The sequence below is a fragment of the Pseudomonas sp. W17 genome (assembly GCF_040268305.1).
GTDB lineage: Bacteria > Pseudomonadota > Gammaproteobacteria > Pseudomonadales > Pseudomonadaceae > Aquipseudomonas > Aquipseudomonas protegens.
In genome coordinates this window covers 6007521-6028580 of sequence record NZ_CP158490.1, presented here as the reverse complement: position 1 = coordinate 6028580, position 21060 = coordinate 6007521, and the positions used below count along the sequence as shown (strand labels likewise).

The following is a 21060-nucleotide window of genomic DNA, read 5'->3' as shown; positions in this document are numbered from 1 at the left end:
GCAGTGGATCGCAGCATCGGCCGAGGCGATCGAGGCTGCGGCTCGGCAGGCCAATTTACCCCTTGGGCGCCAGGATTACTTGGTGGTGTAGCCGCCGTTGATCAGTAAGGTCTGGCCAGTGATCCACCAGCCTTCGGTGACCAGGTGGCGAATGAAGGGCACCACGTCCTCGATATCGGTGAGCCCGGTCTTGCTCGAAGGCGACAGGGCTGCGGCGCTCTTGTGGTACGCCACGGCGTCGGCGCCTTCGGCCGGGTAGAAGAATGGGGTATCCATGGGCCCGGGGCCGACGGCAGTCACTGAAATGCCGCGGGCACCGAACTCCTTGGCCGCGGCCCGGGTGAAGTGTTCCACCGGCGCCTTGGAGCCGCCATAGGCGGCATAGAACGGAGTGAAGGCCCCCAGCAGCGAAGTCACCAGGGTCACCAGCTTGCCGTTGTCCTCCAGGTGCTTGCCGGCTTCCTTGATAAAGAAGAAGGCGCTCTTGGCATTGACCGCGAACATCTGGTCGTACTCGTCCTCGCTGATTTCAATGATGGGTTTCTTCAGCACCTTGCCCACGGTGTTGATGGCGATGTCGATCTTGCCGAAGCGCGCCTTGGCCTCGTTGAACAGCTGCTCCACGGCACTGGCGCGGGTGAGGTCGGCCTGCCACGCCTGGGCCTCCACACCCAGGGCCTTGAGTGCCGCCACCGTGGCCTCGGCGTCGGCCCGGCTGGCGTTGCTGTTGTAGTGCACGGCCACCGCCCGGGCACCGTGGCTGGCCAGGTCGCGGGCAATCAGGCCGCCGAGGTTCTTCACGCCACCGGCGATCAGCACGACTTTGTTGTTCAGGGAGTGATCGGTCATGGCGCGGGTCCTTCAACAATTGGGGTGAAGGCTGAGTCTAGTGTCTGCACCGCTGTTGATAAGCCGTCGGCGGCTGGACGGATTATCCAGAAAATCCGGCCAATGACCTTGCCTGCCGACGGCCGCGATGGGGCTACAATCGCAGTTTTTTTCAGGAGCCAGTCATGTCCGATCTTCGTCGCCCGGTACCGCTGGACAAGGCGTACCGCTTGCTCAACCACGGCCCAACGGTGCTGGTCAGCGCAGCCCATGGCGGGCAGCGCAACATCATGGCCGCAGCCTGGGCCATGCCCCTGGATTTCGAGCCGCCGAAAGTCGCCGTGGTGCTCGACAAGTCCACCTGGACCCGACAACTGCTGGAGGCCTCGGGCACCTTCGTGCTCAATGTGCCTTGCGTGGCCCAGGTGGATATCGTGCAGAGCCTGGGCAACAGCTCCGGGCTTGAGCTGAGCCAGGGCGGTAGCGACAAGTTCGCCGCCTACGGTCTGCAGGCCTTTGCCGGCGAGCAACTGGCGGCGCCGCTGCTGGAAGGTTGCGTGGCCTGGCTGGAATGCCGGCTGCTGCCCGAGCCCCACAACCACCAGCAGTACGACCTGTTTCTTGGCGAAGTGATTGCCGCCCAGGCCGATGCCCGGGTGTTCAGCGAAGGGCGCTGGCACTTCGACGGGCACGACCGGCTGCGTACCCTGCACCATGTTGCGGGCGGGCATTTCCTGACCATCGGTGACGCCGTTGACGGTCGGCAACTGCCCCTGGTCGGCGAGCCCTGAGTCAGGGGATCAGCCGGTAGTCACGCAGCCGTTGCAACTGTTCGAGCACGCTCTGGTGGCTGTCGATGCAACCGGTAAAGCCGGCCTGGCGGATCTTGATGGTGCTTTGCTCCATGTCGTAGCCGGTATTGAGCCAGCCATCGACGAAGGGCCAGGCGGCGATCTGCTCCCAGGGCGTGGGGCGCAGTTGCTGCTCCTGGACAATGCGCGCCCACAGCGGCGCCTTGTCGGCCATCTGCACCCCCAGGTTCATCGGTTGCGGCGCGGCGCTGGCAAGGCCGAAGAACCCGGCGATCTGTGGCCACAGGTGCTGCCAGCGAAAGTGATCGCCATTGGTCACGTTGAAGACCTGCTGCTGTGCATTCGGTGAAGTCAGGGCCCAGAGCACGGCCTGGGCCAGCACCCGGGAATCGGTGGCCTGGTGCAGCGCCGACCAGGCCTGCAGGCTGCCGGGAAAACGCAGTGGCAGGTTCAGTGCCTGGCTGATGGCGGCGAAGCTGGCGATGCCGGTGAGGATGTTCATCGGTGAGTTGAGGCTGGGGCCCATGACCCCGTCCGGACGCAATACCGTCCAGGCAAAACCCTCGCGTTCGGCGTCATGCCACAACAGGTCTTCCTGATCGTTGTAGAAGATCGGCCCCATGAAGCGCGGGTCGCTTTCCTTGGCTGGCGTCTTATAGGGCCCCAGGTGTTCACCGTAGGATTTGCCGCCACCGATCAGCACCACCTGGCGCAACCTGGCTCCGGCCTGGCGCAGGGCCTTGAGGCTGTGCTCCAGCATCGCCAGGTTCGGCGCCACTGTGGCGGCCATGCTTTCCCGCTCGCTGTAGGCGCAGAACACCAGGTCGGTGACGCTGCCCAGTCCAGCAAAGGCGCGGGCGGTGCCGGCGGCGTCCAGCAGGTCGGCGCTGATGTGCGCCGGTGCCGGGCTGCCGTCCAGCAGGCTGGTCGGTGGGCGGCGACGGGCGGCGGTGGTCAGTTGCCAGCCCGGGGTACGGTGCATCAGCTCGACCACTGCGGTGCCGACCACGCCATAGCCGCCGATCACCAGCAAGTGACGGTCCGGGGAAGTTGAAACGCTCATCGGGGATACCTCGAATAAAGGGATCGCCAGCATAGAGTCGGGTCTTTGAGTGAAATAGACTGCCGGCCGGAACAGCATCTGTGAGTTGAATTCATATGGCGGGCAGCGAGATCAACCGGTTTGCCGAGATGGAAACCTTTGTCGCGGTGGTGGAGTGTGGCGGCTTGTCGGCCGCTGCGCGGTTGAGGCAGGTGACGCCTTCCTCGGTGAGCAAGCTGCTGGCGCGGCTTGAAGCACGCCTGGGCGTACGCTTGCTCAACCGCTCCACCCGCCAGTTGCAACTGACCGCGGAAGGCCGCGGCTTCTATGAAAACAGCGTGCGCCTGCTGGCAGACCTGCGAGAAGTGGAGGGTGAGGCCAGCAGCGCCCGGGCTCCGGTGGGCCGGTTGCGGGTCAACACCAGCGCCTCCTTTGGCCTGCATGTGCTGGCGCCCCTGGTGGCGGAGTTTCTCCAGCTGTATCCGCAGGTGGCCCTGGACCTGGTGCACAGCGATGCCCTGGTAGACCTCTTGGGAGAACAGACCGATGTGGCGATCCGCACCGGGCCGCTGGCGGATTCGCAGTTGATTGCCCGCAAGCTCGGGGAAACCCGCGGCGTTGTCGTTGGCTCCCCGGCCTACCTGGCTCGCTGTGGCGTACCGCAGACCCCGGAGGATCTGGCCGCGCACCACCTGCTCGGTTTCGACTACGCCCGGGCCGTGCCGGGCTGGCGCCTGGGCGCGGCGGGCGAGAGCCAACTGCTGCAGCCCAATGGCCGGGTGCAGGCCAGCGACGGCGAAGCCTTGCGCCATCTGGCGCTACACGGTGCCGGGCTGGCGCAACTGGCGGCTTTCACCATCGCCGATGACCTGGACAGCGGCAGGCTGGTACCGGTACTGGAAGCCTTCAACCAGGCGCCGCTGGAAAGTTTTTATGCGCTGTATGTCGGCCAGGGCGGCCACGTGCCGTCGCGGGTGCGGGTGTTCATCGACTTCCTGGCACAGCGGGTGCGCTTGTAGCCGCCACTGGTCAGGCGTGGCGACGGATGCTTGAATCAACCCCCTGGCGACTTTTCCAAGGACAGAACATGCATGCAGTTTTCCAACGACTGGTGAGCCTGCTGGACAGCCACCAGGCGCGCTATCGGGTGATTTTTCACCCGGCCGAAGGGCAGTCGGCGCGGGTTGCCGAGATCCGCGGCACCGAACCTGGGCAGGGGGCCAAGGCCATGCTCTGCAGCCTCAAGGGCACAGACGAGGTGTATGGGCTGGTGATTCTCAGCGGCGACCAGAAGCTGGACATGAAAAAGGTCGGCGCGGCCCTGGGGGGCAAGAAGGCGCAACTGGTATCGCCGGAGCTGGCCAGGGAGCTGACTGGTTGCGTGATCGGCGCCATTGCTCCGCTGAGTTTCGATCCGCGCATCCGGCTGATCGTCGACCCGCAACTGACCTCCCGCTACAGCGAGATCGCCTTCAACGCCGGCCGCCTGGATGCCTCCATGGTGCTCGATACCCAGGACTACCTGAGGGTCGCCCAGCCGCTGCTGCTGAGCGTGACCCGGGACCTGGAGAGCGACAGCGCCCAGCCCGGTTGAAGGCGGCTACCAGCTCAACCGAGCCAGGGCCTCGGCAAAGGCGGTGAGCTTCGGTGAGCACTGGCGCGAGGGCGGATACACCAGCGACAGCTCGCGGCTGCGCCCGGCATGCTCCTGCAGCACCGGCACCAGCCGGCCGGTGTCCAGGGCTTCGCGTACCGCGAACTCCATCAACTGGGCAATGCCGAAGCCGCCGAGCACCGCGTCCACCAGGGCATCGCCGATATCGAAGATCAGCCGGCCCTGGACGGCCAGGTCCAGGGGCTTGCCCTGGTCCATGAACTGCCAGTCCACCAGCCGGCCGCTGCGCAGGTTACGCACGGCCAGGCAGTTGTGCTGCTGCAGGTCGGCCAGGTGCCGGGGCGTGCCATGGCGCTCCAGGTAGCCTGGCGCCGCCACCGTGACCCAGCGCAGGGGCGCCAGGGGCCGGGCAATGAGGCGCTGGTCCTGGATCACCCCGGTGCGCACCACCGCGTCGAAACCTTCATCGATGATGTCCACCACCCGGTCGGTCATCACCGCTTCGATGCTCAGCCCCGGGTGCTGGGCCGTCAGCTCGCCGATCACCGGCATCACCACCTTGCGCCCGAACAGTGACGGGGTACTGATCTTCAACATTCCACTGGGGGATTCGCGCCGGTCCAGCAGCAGGTGTTCGGCATGGGCCAGTTCCGCCAGCAGGGGCGCGGCGCGCTCGACCAGCACCTGGCCGTCCGGGGTCAGGCTGACACTGCGGGTGTTGCGTTGCAGCAGGCGTACACCGAGCTGCTGTTCCAGGCGGGAAATGGCTCGGGACAGGCCGGACTGGGTCAGCCCCAGGTCACCGGCGGCACGGGTGAAACTGCGGGTTTCGGCAACCCGGACCAGCAGGCGAAGGGCGTTCAGATCCATGATTAAAGTCATTGCTGAAAGAGAGAATGGCTTGTTTATCATTTAAACGGCATCGATGACACTGGCCGCCGGTTATTTCCACACAAGGATCTTCGCGATGTCCGCGACCCCGTTAGCCAAGCCGTCGGGCTGGATGCTGTTACTGCTGGCCACCGCGCAATTGATCATCGCCCTGGACGCCACCATCGTGTTTGTCGCCCTGCCGGAAATCGGCAGCCACCTGGGCTTCTCCGCCCAGCAGTTGCAATGGGTGGTCAGTGCCTACAGCGTGGCCTTCGGTGGTTTCCTGCTGCTGGGCGGACGGGCGGCGGACCTCCTGGGCAAGCGGCGTTTCTACATCGTCGGCCAGTCCTTGTACGCCCTGGCCTCGCTGGCCGGCGGCCTGGGCGGCAGCGCGCTGCTGCTGGTGCTGGCCCGGGCGGTGCAGGGCGTGGGCGGGGCGATGCTGTTCCCCGCGACCCTGGCCCTGATCAACACCTGGTACGCCGAGGGGCCGGCGCGCAACCGGGCCTTTGCGGTGTGGAGCGCGGCCTCGGCGGCGGGGCTGGCCCTGGGGGCGCTGCTGGGCGGGGTGCTGACCCAGTACTGGGGCTGGGAGGCGGTGTTCTTGGTCAACGTGCCCCTGGCTGGGGCCTGTGCGTTGCTGGCCCGGCACTGGATACCCGCCGACCCTGCGCGCCAGCGCGGCCGTCAGTTCGACTTGCGCGGCGCGCTGACCGTGACCCTGGGTGGCACCCTGCTGGTGTTTTCCATCGTCCAGGGCCCGGAGTGGGGCTGGAGCGCCCCGGCGACCCTGGGCTGCCTGGCGTTGTCCCTGGCCCTGCTCGGGTTGTTCGTGCGCCTTGAACAGCGTAGCGCCGACCCGCTCATGCCCCTGCGCCTGCTGGGTTATCCACAACTGCGCATGGCCATGGTGATTACCGCGCTGTTCATGAGCAGCTTCGGCGTGCAGTACTACTTCCTCAGCCTGTATTTCCAGCAGGTCTATCAGTTCAGTGTGTTGCAGAGCGGACTGGCGTTCCTGCCCTCGACCCTGCTGTGCACGGCCGGGATCTGGGTCGCGGAGCGGGCCCTGCTGCGCGTAGGCTTGCGGGCGACCCTGGTCAGCGGCTTGCTGCTCGGGGCGCTGGGCATCGGCCTGATGTACCTGGCCCTGCCGGGCAGTAGCGGCTTTGTCGGCCTGCTGCCGGGGATCGTGATCATGAGCATCGGCCAGGGCATGACCTGGACCTCAATGTGGGTCTCGGCCGGGCAGGGTATCGCGGCGTCCGAGCAAGGGGTGGCTGCGGGTGTGGCTTCCACCAGCCAGCAGATCGGCGGCGCCCTGGGGCTGGCGCTGCTGGTGTCCCTGGCCAATACCTTGAGCCCTACGGGCAACCAGGCTTATGGCATCGAAATGGCCACTGCGGCCAGCGCCTTGCTGGCCTTGCTCGGGGCACTCCTGGCGCTGCGCCTGCCCCGGGCTGGAGTGGCCTTGCCGGCCTGTTCCGTGGCCCAGGGCTGAGGGCGTCAGCCATGGGCCTGTGGCAGGTGGCGGCGCACCGCCCACAGCACCCCGGCCAGGAGCAACAGGGCGGCGCTGCTTTGCAGCAGGCTGGGCAGGTGCTGCAGGTAGATGAAGCCATAGAGCAGGGCGAACAGGGTCTCGAACACGATCAATTGGCCGCTCAGGGTCAGCGGCAGGCGCCGGGTCGAGGCATTCCACATGCGATTGCCGAACCAGGAGCCGAGCACCGCACTGGACAGGCTCAGGCCCCAGAACAGCATCCAGCGCTGCTCGCTGGCCTCGGCCCGGGTGCCGGGCAATGAGAACCCGTCCGCCAGCAGCCAGACCAGGGCGCTCATCAGCCCAGTGGTAATGCCCCACAGGGTCGACCACTGGCTGCTGTTGAAACGGCTGCCTTTGAGGTAGCGGGCGTTGTCGGTGGCAAACCAGGTCCAGCACAGCAAGGCGCCGAAGGCGCAGAGCAGGCCCAGGGCGCGCTGGCCCAGTTCCACGGAATCGCTGTGTGCCGTGAGCAGAGTGTCGAGGTTGATGCAGCAGATGCCGGCGAACACCAGCAGCAGCGGCCAGCGCAGTCGGCGCAGGGGCAGCGCGTCGGCGTCGGCGCGTCCGGCCAGAGTGATGGTCAGGGGCAGCAGGCCGACGATCAGCGCGGTGCTGGCTACGCCGGCCCACTGGATGGCGCTGGCCAGGAGCATGAAATAGATCAGGTTGCCGGTCAGCGCCAGCTTCACCAACAGCACGGCATCGCCCCAGGTCAGGCGTTGCAGCAGCTCCCGGGCCTGAGGCGCAGCCAGGAGCAGGGAGAATGCGCCATACAGCGTGAAGCGGGCACAGCTGAGCATCAGCGGACTGAACTCCGGCAACAGGCTGGGCACCACAATGGCCAGGCCCCAGACCGCGCCGGCCAGGGCGGCGTAAGCAACTCCGCGTTTCATGCACACACTCGCAGCGATTCATCAAAGCGCGCAGCCTAGTCATTGCTGACCGACCGGACAAAGGATATATAGGCACCCATCTATTCTTCTGGGGAATGCCTGATGAGCCGCTTTGCCCGCCATTTACCACCATTGGAAACCCTGGTGACCTTCGAGGCGGTGGGACGCAGCGCCAGTTTCACCCGCGCCGCCACCGAGCTGTGCCTGACCCAGAGTGCAGTGAGCAAGCAGATTCGTGCCCTGGAGCTGTCGCTCAAGACCGAGCTGTTCGAGCGCCAGGCCCGGGGGGTGAAACTCACCGTCAGCGGTGCCTCGCTGTTTGCTGAGGTCAGTACCCAGTTGGAAGCGTTACTGCGCAGCGTCAGCCGTCTGCGGGCCGGGCGCGACGCCAACACCATCACCGTGCAATGCACCCATGCAGTGGCACAGTTCTGGTTGTTTCCGCGCTTGCTGGCGTTCAACAAACAACACCCGGACATCACCGTGAGCATCCACGCCAACAACGACATGGACGAGTCCAGCGTGGCCGAGCACGACTTCGCCATTCTCTACGGCGCCGGGCACTGGTCGTCCCTGACCGCCACGCCGTTGTTCGCCGAGATGGTCTATCCCATCGCCAGCCGGCGCCTGGAGTTGCCGGCCATTGACGCGCTGGCACAACTGGCCGAGCTGCCCTTGATCCAGCTGGATGCCTCAGCCTGGAACTGCATCGACTGGCGCGACTGGTTCCGGCATTTCGGACTGGACTACAGCGCACCGCCAGGGGCCATGGGGTTCAACCAATTGACGCTGATGTTCAGTGCCGTGCAGCAGGGCATGGGGGTTGGCCTGGGCTGGGATTTCATGGCCAGTGAGTTGGTGGCCCAGGGCGAGTTGCAGCGCGTCGGCCAGTGGGCGTTTCGCACCGGGCAGGCAGACTTTCTGGTGCATGTGCGGCACAAGCGCCTGTCCGCCAGCGGCCAGCTGTTTCGCGACTGGCTGGTGGCGCAATCTGTTGAATGAGGGGGCGGGGCTCGGCAGGGAGCCCCGGAGTGCGGTCTAGAGGCTGGCGCGCGGCACGCTGAAGCGGAACTCGCTGCCCTTGCCCACTTCGCTGTGGGCTTCGATCTTGCCGCCGTGGGCGTGGATGATGCCCTGGGTGATGTACAGCCCCAGGCCGGTGCCGTTGGGGTTGCCTTCCTTCATGGTCCAGTAGCGGTCGAAAATGAACGGCAACTGGTCGGTGGGAATGCCCTCCCCGGAGTCGCGCACGCTGAACACGATCTGCTCGCCGTCGGACATCGCCACCACTCCGACCTTGCCCTGTTTGGGGGTGAACTTGATGGCGTTGCCCACCAGGTTCGACAGCACCTGGAACAGGCGCTCGGGGTCGGCGTTGATCCTGAGGTCCGGTTCGGCGTGGAAGCTGATGTCGATGGCCTTGTCCAGGGCCAGTGGCGCCAGCAATGAATAGGCCTCTTCGAATATCTGGCTGACGTCCAGCGGCTGCGGGGCGATGCTGTAGCGCCCGGCCTCGATCTTGGAGGTGTCCAGCAGGTCTTCCAGGAGATTGTTCATGCGGCTGGCGGCCTGCTGCATGGTGTCGATGGCCGAGGAAATGCGCCGTGAGGTATGCGGGCCATCGGAACTGAAGGCCTTCTGCATCATGCCGCAGAGCATGGAGATCACGGTCATCGGGTTGCGCAGGTCGTGGGACACCACCGCCACCAGTTCGTCCCGGGCGCGCACTGCCTGTTGCTCGCGCAGCACCTGGCGCGCCAGGTCGTGCTCCAGGGCCGAGCGGCGCAGGTCATTGGCGGCGAAGCGGTCGCCGTGGCTCCACTTGGTGGAGATCCCGGCCATCTCCACTTTCCAGATCTCGAACGAGGTGCGCGGCCGCAGGCGCAGGCCGGCGTCGGAGTTTTCCAGGTCCAAGGGCTTTTGCGGGTTGCCACTCCAGTTGATGTTTTCCTTCACTTCCGGGCGGAACCACAGCACGCCGTTATTCACAGGCTTGGGCAGGGTCATGGCCAGGACCCCGCTGGCCACTTGTTGATAACTCGCCGCCGGCGGGTAGACGCTGGCCAGGTGATGGCTGGCGAACACCGCCTGCCCGGTGCCTTGCAGCCAGCGGTGCAGGGCGCGGATTTCGTCCTGGGGCGGGCAGTTACCGAAGCAGTGCAGCTGCTTGTCTTCGATGATTGCCACGCCACCGGCCTGGGTCAGGTCCAGCAGCAGTTGCGGCACCTGGGTCAGGCCGTCGAAGACGCTGTCAGGGGTGTCGCGCATGGTCTGGTCGAGGCTGGCCAGGGCGGCGACTTTCTCTTCCCGCTGGCGGCTGATATCCAGGGCTTCCATGGCGCTGATCTGTAACGACAGCACCTGGCCGATGGTCTGGCAGGCAATGCGCAGCTCGTGGGGCACCAGCAGCGGCTGGCGGTTGCCGCAACTGATCAGGCCCCAGAGCTGGTCGCCCTTGAGCAGGGAAATGCTCATGGAAGACAGCACGCCCATGTTCTTCATGTACTGGCAGTGGATCGGCGACACGCTGCGCAGGGTGGCGAAGCTAAGGTCCAGGGCCTGCTGAGTGTCCGGGCGCAGTGCCGGCAGCAGGGGCACTGGCTGGTAATCGGCGTTGGGGATGATCCGCAGCCAGTTGCTGCGGTACAGCTCGCGGGCTTGCTGGGGAATGTCCGAGGCCGGGAAGAACAGGCCATTGAACACTTCCATGGTGGGGCGGGTGGCTTCGGCGATCACCTGGCCGTGGCCTTCCTCTTCGAAGCGGTAGATCAGCACCCGGTCGTAGCCGGTCATCGCCTGGATTTCGCTGACGCTGATGGCGTACAGCTCATTCAGGGTCTTGGCCGTCTGCAAGCGCCGCAGCAGGCGCCCCAGGTTCTCGGTCTGCTCTTTCAGGTGTTGGGGCTGCAGGTGTTCGAGCTGGATTTCCAGCTCCAGCATCAGCACTCCCTGGTGGCGATGCAGCAAGCCTTCGAAGCGCGCGCCATTGACGGCCAGGTGCAGCGGCGGCGCATCGGACAACCGCGGCAGTTGCAGCACCTCGCGGATGCGCTGGCCGTCGGTGTCTCCCAGCAGTTGCTCCAGGGGCTGGCCGAGGACCTGCGCGGCAGGCTGGCCCAGCAGGGCCTCGACGTTGGCGCTGATCTGCTGGATGCGCAGGTCCGGCTCCGACAGCGTCAGCAGCACGCCATGGGGCTGGATCGCACCGGGGGAGCGGATTGGCTCATCGGCGCAGTTGGCCAGCAGTTGTTCGAAGGCTTGGGCGTCTTGTGGGGTCATAGCAGCACCTCGCGGCTGTCGAGCCAGTGCTCGAAACAGGCAAATGTGGATTGCGCGGCGCTGACCACTTGTTGTCGTGCGCTCGCGTCCTCGGGCATGCGCCCCAGGTAGTCGAGAAAATCTTTCCAGCGCCGCCCGGTGGCGGCGCCATACACGTCGAGGAAAGCCCCGCCGTTATCCCTGTGCAGGTCCAGGCGCTGGGCCATTTCCCGGCGCAGGATCTGCCCGCCCAGGGTCGCGCCCTCCAGTACATAGAGGGCGCCCAGGCACGCGCCGGGGCTGGCCAGTGCGGGCAGATGGTCGCAACGGGGCAGGGCGTCGATGCGCTCCGGGGCCAGGCCCAGGGCCTGCAGGTCGCCGGCCAGGGCCGGGGTCTTGCGGCGCTGCTCCGGGTCGTAGCCGCCAGGGATCAGGCCGCTGTCAAACAGGGCCGCCTCCAGGGGCTGATAGAAGCCGAAATAGGCCTGGATCAGGCGCCGATACCAGGCCGCATCGAGATGCTCAGAGAAGAACGGCAGGCGCTTTTCCAGGGCCTCGTGCAAGGTCGCGGTGCCGGCGCGCAGGTCTTGATGCAGGGTGGGGGCGGCGGTGTCTTGGTGCGGTTTGGGCATTCAGGGGTCAGGGGTCGCAACAGGTAATGGACGCGCCATGGGCGTCATCGAAAGCAGGGACCAGACTCTAGTCCCTGCACTAGAGCCATCGCACAGAAAAATAAGAGCGTCACTCTACCTGTGCTTTTTGCACTGACGTACAGTTTTTGACGCACCATTGGTCGGCCAAGGGTAGTCGATCGATGACGTGTTGCTGTGTCTGACTGTGTTCAAGAGGCAGAAATTCCTTTTTCCGTCTCGCAGGTTCAGCGGTGAGGATCAGATCCAGACGTCGTTCTGGGCGGTGCGTTCGCCCCCTTGATCGCCGGTGTTGAGCACGCCCTTGGGTTCGATCAGCAGCAGTTTGACCTCCTGCTCGGCCCAGGGTTTGTGCTCGACGCCCTTGGGCACCACGAACATTTCGCCACTGCCGATGGCCACCCGGCCGTCACGGAAGTCGATGTACAACTGGCCGTCGAGCACGATGAAGGTTTCATCGGTGTCGGCGTGGGAGTGCCAGACGAATTCGCCCTGCAACTTGGAGATCTTGAACTGGTAGTCGTTCATCTCGGCGATCACCTTGGGGGTCCAGTGTTCGCTGAACAGGCCGAGTTTCTGGGCGAAGTTGATGCTCTGGTAGGCGTCTTGCGGGGCAGGGTTTTGCATGGTGTGGTCCACCTCAGTGATGAATGAGCACTGAGGGTAAACAGCCAGGGGCTAGGGCTTCTTGAACGATCGTGTGTGGCTCAGCGGCCGAGCATCTTCAGCCAGCGTGCCGGTGGCAGGCCGTAGGTCTGGCGAAACTGCCGGGTCATGTGGCTCTGGTCGGTGAAGCCGGCGATCAGTGCGGCGTTGGCCAGGGTCTGGCCCTGCACCAGCAGTGCGCGGACCAGGTCCAGGCGGCGCATGCTCAGGTAGCGATAGGGGCTGGTGCCGAACAGCAGGCGAAAATCCCGGGACAGGCTCCAGCGGTCACGCCCGCTGTGGGCCGCCAGTTCCTCCAGGGTCAGGGTACGGTCCAGGGCACTGTGGATGTATTCCCGGGCCCGCTCGGCCGCCACATAGTCGAAGCGCTGCCGCGATTGGGCGACCCCGGAGACGCTGTTCAGAGCATGGGCCAGGTCGAACAGGGCGTCTTCCTGTTCCAGCGGGTCCAGGGGGCTTTCGACCCCGCGCAGCAGGGCCTCGGTGGCGGCGAACAGTCGCGGGTCGTTGGACAGGCCGCCGGTAATGAAGGGCAAGGGCTGGCCGCCGAGGATCTGCTGGATCAGCGCCGGCTCGACATACAGCATGCGGTAGTGAAAGCCGTCGTGGGTGCCGGCCTCGCCGTCGTGGGCTTCATCGGGGTGCAGGACCATGGTGGCGCCGGGCAGGCTATGGCGCCAGCCGCCGCAGTACTGGAAGCTCTGGACCCCGCGCAGGGTGCGGCCGATGGCGTAAGTGTCATGGCGGTGCATGTCATAGCCATGGCCGGCGAAATACGCCTCGATGCGCTCCAGGCCCCGGGCGGGCGGCGCGCGGTGAACCCAGTCGGTGACAGCTGCGGGTTTGGCCATGGAACGGTCCTGATGGATGAAACCGAGGGCGGTACGTTAACTCAGGGGTGCGCTGGCTGTCTTGCCCCTCGGTTCACGCCGTGGCGGTTCTGCCGCAAGCCGGTGGCCTTGCAGGAGGGCTCCGGTGCCGCGCGGCCTATTGCCTGAGCCGGTTTGCGAGGCCAATCGGCGGTTGCCTGGGCAGGTGCGAGTGGAGTAGCGTCGTTCCCCCGGATCCTCTTCACGGCCAGTCGCACTCATGTACGCCCCACACCTGGTTTACCTTGCCCCGCTGTTGTCGCTGGCCCTGCTGTGGAGCGTGGCGGTGATCACCCCCGGACCGAACTTTTTCACCACCGCACAACTGGCGGCGGGCAACTCGCGGCGCCATGGCCTGTTCGCTGCCCTGGGGGTGGCCAGCGGCACCGTGCTCTGGGGGCTGGCGGGAGGCTTGGGCATCAAGTCGCTGTTCAGCGCGGCGCCGGCGCTGTTCGTGTTGTTCAAGGTTGCCGGTGGCTGTTACCTGATCTACCTGGGGCTCAGGCAGTTCAAGCGCAAGCCGGCCCTGGACGCCCCGGCGGCCGATGGCGCGGCCCATGCTGCGCGCAGCCTGTTCTCGGCCTACCGGCTGGGCTTTCTCGGCAACATGACCAACCCCAAGTCGGCGTTGTTCGTGGCCACGATCTTTGCCACGTCGATGCCGGCCTCCCCGCCACCTCTGCTGCTGGGGCTGGCGGTGCTGACCATGGCCGGCCTGTCGCTGTCCTGGTACTGCTGCGTGGCGCTGTTTTTCGCCAGCAGCCGGGTGGCCGGGTTCTACGCCCGGGCCCGTCGCTGGCTGGACCGCCTGGCCGGTGGTTGTTATGTGCTGTTTGGCGGGCATCTGCTGGCCAACCGCTGAACGGCCGGTGCCTTGCGCTGGCCAGGATCCGCCCCCCAACAAGGACGACCCGTCCCCGTATCAGGAGACTGAACATGGCTGTTGTTTTTCGCCCGGTGGCAGAGGCGGACATTCCGCGGATCTGCAGTTTCGTGGGCAATCCCCAGGAGTTGTATTTCTTCTTTCCTGCCGCCACCTGGCCACTGACCCACGCGCAACTGCGCGACTCCATCGCCCAGCGCAGCGACTCGACGGTGATCGAGCGTGACGGGCAGGTAGTGGGTTTTGCCAACTTCTACCGCTGGGCCAGCGGTGGCACCTGCACCATCGGCAATGTCATCGTTGACCCAGAGGTGCGCGGCGCGGGCCTGGCGGCGCAACTGATCGGGCAGATGATCCACATCGCCCACAGCAAGCACCAGGCCAGCGAGGTGACGCTGTCGTGCTTCAACAGTAACGTGGCGGGGTTGTTGCTCTATCCGAAGCTGGGTTTTGTGCCGTTCGCCATCGAAGAGCGCAAGAACAAGGAGCAGGCGCGGGTGGCGCTGATCCATTTGCGCTACAGCCCCAGCTGAATTCAAGAACCTTCAGTGATTATTTTTTAAACGGGAACCAGTCATGAGCAAGTTGCGGGTCGGGATTATTTTTGGTGGCCGTTCGGCCGAACACGAAGTGTCGCTGCAGTCGGCGCGCAACATCGTCGATGCCCTGGATCGCACGCGTTTCGAGCCGGTGCTGATCGGCATCGACAAGCAGGGGCACTGGCACCTCAACGACACCTCGAACTTTCTGATCAACCAGGAAAACCCGGCGCTGATCGCCCTCAACCAGTCCAATCGCGAACTGGCGGTGGTACCGGGCAAGGCCAGCCAGCAACTGGTGGAAACCTCCAGCCAGGAACTGCTGGGGCATGTCGATGTGATCTTCCCCATCGTCCACGGCACCCTGGGCGAAGACGGTTGCCTGCAGGGCCTGCTGCGCATGGCCGACCTGCCCTTTGTCGGCTCCGACGTGCTGGGTTCGGCGGTGTGCATGGACAAGGACATCAGCAAGCGCCTGCTACGCGATGCCGGGTTGGCGGTGACCCCGTTCATCACCCTGACCCGGGCCACCCGTGGCCGCTACGGTTTTGCCCTGGCCCGGGAAACACTCGGCCTGCCGCTGTTCGTCAAGCCGGCCAACCAGGGGTCATCGGTGGGGGTGAGCAAGGTCGACAACGAGGCCGAATACGAAGCCGCGGTGGAGCTGGCCCTGGGCTTCGATCACAAGGTGCTGGTGGAGTCGGCGGTGCGTGGGCGGGAAATCGAATGCGCGGTGCTGGGCAACGACCAGCCGATTGCCAGTGGCTGCGGCGAGATCGTGGTCAGCAACGGTTTCTATTCCTACGACAGCAAGTACATCGACGGGGAGGCGGCCCAGGTGCTGGTGCCGGCGGACATCAGCATCGAGCACAGCGAGCGCATTCGGGCCCTGGCCGTCGAGGCATTCCAGGTGCTGGGCTGCTCCGGGCTGGCTCGGGTCGATGTGTTTCTCACCGATGAGGGGGAAGTGCTGATCAACGAAATCAACTCGCTGCCGGGCTTCACCCGAATCAGCATGTACCCCAAACTTTGGCAGGCCACCGGCATGAGCTACAGCGAGCTGGTGAGCCGCCTGATCGAGCTGGCGCTGGAGCGTCACGCTGAACGGAAAGGGCTGAAAATCAACCGCTGAAGCGGATCATCGTGGTTAAGGACGTGACGAATGAGTTCGGCAACAGATGCATCGGTTTATCTTTTTTCCTACGGCACCCTGCAAGACAAGGCGGTGCAGATCGCCAACTTTGGCCGTGAGTTGAGTGGCAGCGCGGATGCCATGCTTGGCTACGAACAGAGCTGGGTGGAAATCACCGACCCAGAGGTGCTGGCGGCCAGCGGCAAGACCCACCACCCGATCCTGCGCCCGGGGGCGGCGGACAGCGCGCCGATTCCCGGCACCGTGTTCTGCATCACCCCCGAGGAGCTGGCGGCGGCCGACAGCTATGAAGTCTCGGACTACAAGCGGGTCAGCGTGACCCTGGCCTCGGGCATCCAGGCCTGGGTCTACGTCAGCGCCTGAGTCTTCGGCTCACTCCGGCGGCAGCATCACCCCGATGCACGCCAGGGCCAGCAGCACCGCCCCGAGCACGATGAACACATAGTTCAGTGGCGTGAAACGGGCGTTGCTGCGGCCTTCGGGATCTTTCGCGGCGGCATTCAGGCCGCGCTGGCCGAGCCAGGTGATCCACGCCAGTACCGGCAGCAGCGCCAGGCTGGCAATGTCGGTCACCGGGTAGCCGATATTCTTGCGCGACAGCGCGTCCACCACGTTGTTGATGATCACCCCCACCACAAACAGGGTTGCCAGTTCACCGGGCCGCCAGTCATGGCTGCGGCCGTCGCGCTTGAGCGTCGCATCGGCTTCGCGGTACAGCGCATGGGTGAAGAAGATCGCGAAGAAGGCCCGGGCCACCGGCCACAGCTCCTGGCCGCTGGCGTGCCTGAACTGATGCCAGTTCTTGTAGGCCCAGTACACCTGGTAGATACCGAAGGTAAGGATGTACAGGGTCAGGAACTTGGCCTTGGACACCACGTAGAACGGCTGTTGCGCCGCTTCGGGCGAGGGGGCGACCAGATCCGCCTGGGGCGGGGCATAGAGGTTGTCAGACACGGGCACTCCTTGGGTTGGGCCTGAGGGGGGAGGCAACGTTAGCTCAGGTTGCTGGCCAAGAACCAGCATGCTCTCGGTGACCAACCGGAACCGGGTTCAGGCCCGGGGTGGATCCGCCGGCCGAACGTAGTGAATATCCCATTCACTTTCACCCACCTGAACAAAGCCCAGGCGTCGATAAAAACGATTCGAGTCACTGCCGCGCAACGCATCGAGGTGGATGGGTAGCTGCTCGTTGGCGGAGCGTTCCAAAAGCTGTTCCAGGGCCTTGGCGCCGAGGCCCCGCCCTTGGAATTGCGGTAGGACGTACAGGTGCTGCAGGCTCAGATGATCGCCGTGTGATTGGCTCTGGATAAAGCCTGCGGGCTGTCCGTCACTGAGGATGAAGTGGCAGCGTTCGGCCGCGAAGCTTGCAGCAAAACGCTCCCGGGCGCGCTGTGGGTCGAAGCGACCCAGGCGCTCAAGGCTTTCGCGCATCGCCGCGATGCGCATCTGGACCAGGGTTTCCAGGTCGGTTAGAGAGGTCGGGAGTAGCGCAAAGCCGAGGCTCATGTCCGGCCGATCCAGGAGTACTGGAAGGCCTTGGCCTCACCCCGATGCATGCGTCGGCGATAGCTGGCCAGGGCCGGGGTCGAGCAGTAGGTGCACAGCTCGCTGATTTCGATCTGTTCATCACTGATTCCAGCGGCGTGCAGCAAGTGCACGGCATAGCGGCTCAGGTCGAACCACAGGGAATCGGCCTGGGTCGGTTGCGGTGGCGGAATCTGCGGCGGCAGCAGCGGGGCCGGTTGCTCACGGCTCCAGGGGGCCTGTGCGGCCGGCCACAGCGGGTCCTGAGTGGCGGACAGGGTGTCGATGAAATCGGCGCTGACTTCATAGCAGCAGGGTTTGATCGACGGGCCGATGGCCACCCGCAATTGCTGTGGGGCGATGCCCTTGCTGGCGAAGTGTTGCAGCACATTGGCGATGATCCCGCCATGCAGGCCTTTCCAGCCGCCGTGCACTGCCGCGACCCAGGTACCGTCCTCGCTGCTGATCAGCAATGGCAGGCAGTCGGCGGTGACCACTGCGATGGGCCGGCTGGAATGGGTGAGTACCGCGTCGCCGCGGATGATTCCGCTGGGCAGCGTGGTACTGGCTTCCACCACCTCGCCGCTGTGGATCTGCGAGCAGAAGAACAGGTTGGCCGGCAGGGCGGCGCCGAGGGTCGAAAACGCATGACGGATGCCGGATATCTGGTTCAACACACCTGCCTGGAAACTCATCGGGCCTTCGCTCGGTAACCTGGGAATGGCTGCAGAGCATAGCGGTATCCGAGGCACTTTTGCTGACAGACAACGTTGGATAGGCCGGGGCAGACCAGCGGTAGCCTGCTGGTCGGCCCCCTCACCGGGCGTTTCAGGCGCTCAGCGGGATATACAGTTCCACCACGCTGTCCGGGTGCATGGGCCCCAGAAAGCGCTCGCCGGTGTACTCGAACTCCACCGCGTCGATGGGCATCAGCCCGGCGGCGGGCAACCACTCGCTGTAGGCGGCGCGAAAGGTTTCCGGCAGGGTGGCCACGCTGCCGTGATGCTCGACTCGCGCGTAATGGCGGGCAGGGATTTCCAGCTCCACCATGCCGGGCACCAGGGGCGCGTCGGCGGCGACCGGCAGGCCGGCCACATAACGCCACTGGCCGTCTTCCAGGGGCTGGCAGATGCCATAGGTGCCCACCGGCTCGGCCAGGCGCTGGATCTCCTGTTCCCGAGGTTCGAAACGTTGCCAGAGCTCGGCGATGGTGCCCGGGTCATCCTGCTGCCAGGCCATGCCGATGATCCGCTGCGGCGCCAGGAATACCTTCTGTGGTGTCTGCGCGGCTGGGAGTTGGCGCTGCGGCTGGGCCAGGTAGCGCTGCAGATGGCCCAGTACTTTCTGGCTGCGGGCGATCTCGCTTTGCAACTGCCGGGCATGCGCCTGCAGTGACTGCTGCATGTGCAGCACGCTGTCCAGGCCGCCCTGGTCCGCCAGTGTGCGGATGTCTTCCAGGGGCATGCCCAACTGCCGCAGCCAGACGATGCGGCCCAGGGTCACGATCTGTTCCGGACTGTAGTAGCGGTAGCCGTTGTCGCGGCCGGTGAGGGCCGGGATGAACAGGCCGATGCTGTCGTAGTGGCGCAGGGTTTTGGTGGTGAGGCTGTGGCAGCGGGCCATTTGTCCGATGGTGAGCATGGAGCGTCCTTTGGGTGGTGGGGCTGGACGGCAGTCTGAGGGTTTACCCAAGGGCAAGCTCAAGTCCTGGTTCAACGCCGGCGACGTGCCCTCCCAATCGGGTCTTGTTACTGCCTGCCATGCAGCGCCAGGCGATGAGGCCCCGGCTCAGGACGACTTGGTCGGCTTGATCAGGCTTTCGGCGGGAATGCCGAACAGCTGGTGCAGTTTCCAGATCATGGGCAGGGTCAGCGCGCGCTTGCCGTTGAGCACTTCGTAGACGCGGTTGGTGCGGCCGATGGCGGGGGCCAGGTCGGCGGCGGACAAGCCGGACTGTTCCATGCGGAACTTGATCGCCTCGATCGGGTTGGGCAGGTCCAGGGGAAACTGTTTGGCTTCGTACGCCTCGATCAGGGTGATCATCACGTCGAAGTAATCGCCTTCAGGTGTTCCGGGCTGCGGTTCGTTGTCGAACAGGGGCGAGACGCTTTTCAGCGCGGCGCGGTAGTCCTGGTCGGTGTGGATAGGGCGGATGTTCATCTGGGTTACTCCATGTCTGCGCTGTCGGCATCAATGGCGTCGTACTGCCGGTGGGTGCCTACGAACTTGATGTACAGCGCGCCGAAACGATAGGCCACGGCAACGACCAGCCGATACTCGTTGCCCTTGATGTTGAAGACCACCCTGCGGCTTTTGAGAATGCTTGCGTTGCGATACTGCTCCTTGATCTGCGCAGGGTTGGACCACTCGGCATTCCTTGCTTCATCGATCCAAGCCAGTAAAGGCTGCTCTGCATCCGGGTACTTCTCCCAGAAGGCCTTCAACTGACTGACTGCAATAATTCTCATGGCGCGATCCTAGTCCCGTCATGGGACTTAAACAAGTCACCAAGTGCATCAGGCGATGTACGGGCAGATCGCTGGATCTGCCCGCGCAGGCGACGTCGGCTCGGTGACGATCAGGTCATGCAGAGAGCGTGGCGTGCACGTCGTCCATCAGTGCCTTGCCCATCTCCGCCAGGTAGTGTGCCGCCCAAGCATAGCGGTCGCACCGCGGCTCCATGGCCGCCTCCAGGGTGAATTGCTTTGCCAGATGCAACAGGGTCGAGGCGTGTTCCAGGGCGTCGTTGATCGGCACGTCGGCATTCACCCGAAACAGCGGATACGAGTGTTCGCCGCAGTGGGAAAAGCGGATTTCACCGAGGGTAGTCAGGGGCGATTGAGTGGTCATCGGGCACCTCCGGTTTAGTGTGACGGGAGGTGTTGGGGAAGCAGATTGCAGAAGCAGTTCATGGTCACGACTCCTTGATTCGAAGGACCGTCACCGTCTGCCGCCAAGCAGATCAGGGTGGCGGATTGCGCAGGATTGGCGGACCGGGAATCAAGGAACCGGCGAACCCGAAGGCTCTCCCACGCAACCCGCCATAACGCAGGTATGCGGGCGCAAAAAAAGCGCCTGCATGATTGGTGGGGGCGCTGTTGCGCCTCGATTCTATCAGGCCGCCAAGCCTGTTCGCTGATTTTGCAGCGACGGTCGAACCATAGGTTGGACTAGGGGGCGCCGCAACGGCATTACTGCGACATTTTGTGAACCAACCCTTTAGCCGCTGCCGCAGGCTGCGAACGATCGGAACGGTCGCAGCGATCTCCCTGGCGCCGAAGGCCCTTCGGTCCTTGTCGCAGCCTGCGGCAGCGGCTACAGAAAGCCCTGTTTCGCCATCTCGCTGGTCGCCGCCCAACCCAGCCCCTGATACAGCGGCTTGCCGGCCTCGGTCGCATGCAGCACGGCAAAGCCCAGCCCGCGCAGGCGGAACTCGGTCTCCGCCAGTTTCATCAGCGCCGACGCCAGGCCGCGGCGCCGGTAGGCCGGTTCGACGTAGACGTTGAGTACATAGCCGCGCTGATCCTGGGTTGGATGGGAAGGGTGGGGCGGCCAGTCGATGCTCATCAGGCCGATGCTGGCCACGCTCTGCTCGGCGTCCATCAGGGCGAAGCCGTAGTAGCGGCCGTCCTCCAGGCCTTCACGCAACCAGGGGCGAAAGTGCTCGGTCATCACCTGCAAGGTGCAGAGGTCCTTGCCGGCATCGAGAAACATCGCCTGGCGATGGCGGCAGATCAGTTCAAGGTCCTGGGGCGTCAGGTGTCGTGGGCTCAGGCCCGGGAGATCAAGGTTGGCGGCAATTTCGTTCATCGTCGGTTCCTCGGTGGACAGGGACGATGCTAGGGCAGATCCAAAGGCCGGGTCAGACACAGACCGCCGCAAAATCTTGCATACAGAGCCCTCGTTCAC

General features: G+C 64.9%; 25 protein-coding genes. 9 read left to right on the top strand and 16 right to left on the bottom strand.

Annotated features, from left to right (window positions below; all coding sequences use genetic code 11):
- Nucleotides 1-75 precede the first annotated feature (75 nt).
- Entirely contained in the window at nt 76-849 is a 774-nt protein-coding gene (locus ABCR88_RS27700) for an SDR family oxidoreductase (protein ID WP_015637019.1), read from the bottom strand.
- 164 nt (nt 850-1013) lie between these two features.
- Here ABCR88_RS27700 and ABCR88_RS27695 point away from each other — a divergent pair, with 164 nt between their 5' ends.
- Complete coding sequence (locus ABCR88_RS27695; RefSeq protein ID WP_011063450.1) at nt 1014-1619, top strand: flavin reductase family protein; 606 nt, start codon at nt 1014-1016, stop codon at nt 1617-1619.
- A gap of 1 nt (nt 1620) precedes the next feature.
- Here ABCR88_RS27695 and ABCR88_RS27690 read toward each other — a convergent pair whose 3' ends face one another.
- Entirely contained in the window at nt 1621-2703 is a 1083-nt protein-coding gene (locus ABCR88_RS27690; protein WP_350403710.1) for an SDR family oxidoreductase, read from the bottom strand.
- 95 nt (nt 2704-2798) lie between these two features.
- Here ABCR88_RS27690 and ABCR88_RS27685 point away from each other — a divergent pair, with 95 nt between their 5' ends.
- Both ABCR88_RS27685 and ABCR88_RS27680 read left to right on the top strand, forming a co-directional pair.
- A complete protein-coding gene (locus ABCR88_RS27685) occupies nt 2799-3701 on the top strand; it encodes a LysR family transcriptional regulator (protein ID WP_350403709.1) in 903 nt (300 codons plus the stop codon).
- A gap of 68 nt (nt 3702-3769) precedes the next feature.
- The gene (locus ABCR88_RS27680; protein WP_011063447.1) at nt 3770-4276 is read left to right on the top strand and encodes a YbaK/prolyl-tRNA synthetase associated domain-containing protein; all 507 of its coding nucleotides are present in this window, start codon (nt 3770-3772) and stop codon (nt 4274-4276) included.
- Between the two features lie 6 nt (nt 4277-4282).
- Here ABCR88_RS27680 and ABCR88_RS27675 read toward each other — a convergent pair whose 3' ends face one another.
- Entirely contained in the window at nt 4283-5167 is an 885-nt protein-coding gene (locus ABCR88_RS27675) for a LysR family transcriptional regulator (protein WP_123472967.1), read from the bottom strand.
- A 97-nt stretch (nt 5168-5264) separates the two neighbouring features.
- Here ABCR88_RS27675 and ABCR88_RS27670 point away from each other — a divergent pair, with 97 nt between their 5' ends.
- Nucleotides 5265-6671 (top strand): MFS transporter, encoded by a 1407-nt coding sequence (locus ABCR88_RS27670; protein ID WP_350403708.1) that lies wholly within the window; start codon nt 5265-5267, stop codon nt 6669-6671.
- Between the two features lie 5 nt (nt 6672-6676).
- Here the strand turns inward: ABCR88_RS27670 and ABCR88_RS27665 are convergent, their stop codons facing one another.
- On the bottom strand, nt 6677-7609 hold the full coding sequence (locus ABCR88_RS27665) for a DMT family transporter (RefSeq protein ID WP_325985227.1): 933 nt from the start codon (nt 7607-7609) through the stop codon (nt 6677-6679).
- 102 nt (nt 7610-7711) lie between these two features.
- Here ABCR88_RS27665 and ABCR88_RS27660 point away from each other — a divergent pair, with 102 nt between their 5' ends.
- Complete coding sequence (locus ABCR88_RS27660) at nt 7712-8611, top strand: LysR substrate-binding domain-containing protein (RefSeq protein WP_053160043.1); 900 nt, start codon at nt 7712-7714, stop codon at nt 8609-8611.
- Nucleotides 8612-8647: 36 nt separating this feature from the next.
- Here the strand turns inward: ABCR88_RS27660 and ABCR88_RS27655 are convergent, their stop codons facing one another.
- The 4 genes from ABCR88_RS27655 to ABCR88_RS27640 all read right to left on the bottom strand — a co-directional run bounded on the left by ABCR88_RS27655 (nt 8648) and on the right by ABCR88_RS27640 (nt 13034).
- Nucleotides 8648-10888 carry an ATP-binding protein gene (locus tag ABCR88_RS27655; protein WP_325985226.1) on the bottom strand — a complete coding sequence of 747 codons (2241 nt, stop codon included), beginning with the start codon at nt 10886-10888 and terminating at the stop codon, nt 8648-8650.
- Nucleotides 10885-11499, bottom strand: a complete 615-nt coding sequence (locus ABCR88_RS27650) for a biliverdin-producing heme oxygenase (RefSeq protein ID WP_325985225.1) — start codon at nt 11497-11499, stop codon at nt 10885-10887. Before ABCR88_RS27650 ends, ABCR88_RS27655 begins: the two co-directional genes overlap by 4 nt.
- A 258-nt stretch (nt 11500-11757) precedes the next feature.
- Complete coding sequence (locus ABCR88_RS27645; RefSeq protein ID WP_183000078.1) at nt 11758-12144, bottom strand: cupin domain-containing protein; 387 nt, start codon at nt 12142-12144, stop codon at nt 11758-11760.
- Between the two features lie 80 nt (nt 12145-12224).
- Nucleotides 12225-13034: an AraC family transcriptional regulator gene (locus ABCR88_RS27640; RefSeq protein WP_325985224.1), complete on the bottom strand. Its 810-nt coding sequence runs from the start codon at nt 13032-13034 to the stop codon at nt 12225-12227.
- A gap of 238 nt (nt 13035-13272) precedes the next feature.
- Between ABCR88_RS27640 and ABCR88_RS27635 the strand changes: the two genes are divergently transcribed.
- From ABCR88_RS27635 to ABCR88_RS27620, 4 genes are all read left to right on the top strand, one after another.
- On the top strand, nt 13273-13914 hold the full coding sequence (locus ABCR88_RS27635) for a LysE family transporter (protein WP_325985223.1): 642 nt from the start codon (nt 13273-13275) through the stop codon (nt 13912-13914).
- Between the two features lie 74 nt (nt 13915-13988).
- A complete protein-coding gene (locus ABCR88_RS27630; protein ID WP_325985222.1) occupies nt 13989-14468 on the top strand; it encodes a GNAT family protein in 480 nt (159 codons plus the stop codon).
- Between the two features lie 43 nt (nt 14469-14511).
- Entirely contained in the window at nt 14512-15606 is a 1095-nt protein-coding gene (gene ddlA, locus ABCR88_RS27625; RefSeq protein ID WP_320335557.1) for a D-alanine--D-alanine ligase, read from the top strand.
- A 30-nt stretch (nt 15607-15636) separates the two neighbouring features.
- Nucleotides 15637-15990, top strand: coding sequence for a gamma-glutamylcyclotransferase family protein (locus ABCR88_RS27620; protein ID WP_011063435.1), 354 nt, complete (start codon nt 15637-15639; stop codon nt 15988-15990).
- 9 nt (nt 15991-15999) lie between these two features.
- On the opposite strand, the gene ABCR88_RS27615 is transcribed toward ABCR88_RS27620, so the two are convergent.
- From ABCR88_RS27615 to ABCR88_RS27580, 8 genes are all read right to left on the bottom strand, one after another.
- On the bottom strand, nt 16000-16581 hold the full coding sequence (locus ABCR88_RS27615; RefSeq protein WP_019093550.1) for a membrane protein: 582 nt from the start codon (nt 16579-16581) through the stop codon (nt 16000-16002).
- 96 nt (nt 16582-16677) lie between these two features.
- Nucleotides 16678-17133, bottom strand: coding sequence for a GNAT family N-acetyltransferase (locus ABCR88_RS27610; RefSeq protein WP_320335555.1), 456 nt, complete (start codon nt 17131-17133; stop codon nt 16678-16680).
- A complete protein-coding gene (locus ABCR88_RS27605; RefSeq protein WP_053153806.1) occupies nt 17130-17846 on the bottom strand; it encodes a polyphenol oxidase family protein in 717 nt (238 codons plus the stop codon). The genes ABCR88_RS27610 and ABCR88_RS27605 overlap by 4 nt, the downstream gene beginning before the upstream one ends.
- A gap of 133 nt (nt 17847-17979) precedes the next feature.
- Nucleotides 17980-18792, bottom strand: coding sequence for a MerR family transcriptional regulator (locus ABCR88_RS27600; RefSeq protein ID WP_325985221.1), 813 nt, complete (start codon nt 18790-18792; stop codon nt 17980-17982).
- A 147-nt stretch (nt 18793-18939) separates the two neighbouring features.
- Nucleotides 18940-19311 (bottom strand): helix-turn-helix domain-containing protein, encoded by a 372-nt coding sequence (locus ABCR88_RS27595; RefSeq protein ID WP_325985220.1) that lies wholly within the window; start codon nt 19309-19311, stop codon nt 18940-18942.
- A gap of 5 nt (nt 19312-19316) precedes the next feature.
- On the bottom strand, nt 19317-19619 hold the full coding sequence (locus ABCR88_RS27590) for a type II toxin-antitoxin system HigB family toxin (RefSeq protein ID WP_041119868.1): 303 nt from the start codon (nt 19617-19619) through the stop codon (nt 19317-19319).
- Between the two features lie 115 nt (nt 19620-19734).
- Nucleotides 19735-20001, bottom strand: a complete 267-nt coding sequence (locus ABCR88_RS27585) for a DUF3077 domain-containing protein (protein WP_041119867.1) — start codon at nt 19999-20001, stop codon at nt 19735-19737.
- Nucleotides 20002-20466: 465 nt separating this feature from the next.
- Entirely contained in the window at nt 20467-20961 is a 495-nt protein-coding gene (locus tag ABCR88_RS27580; protein WP_041119866.1) for a GNAT family N-acetyltransferase, read from the bottom strand.
- Between the last annotated feature and the right edge of the window lie 99 nt (nt 20962-21060).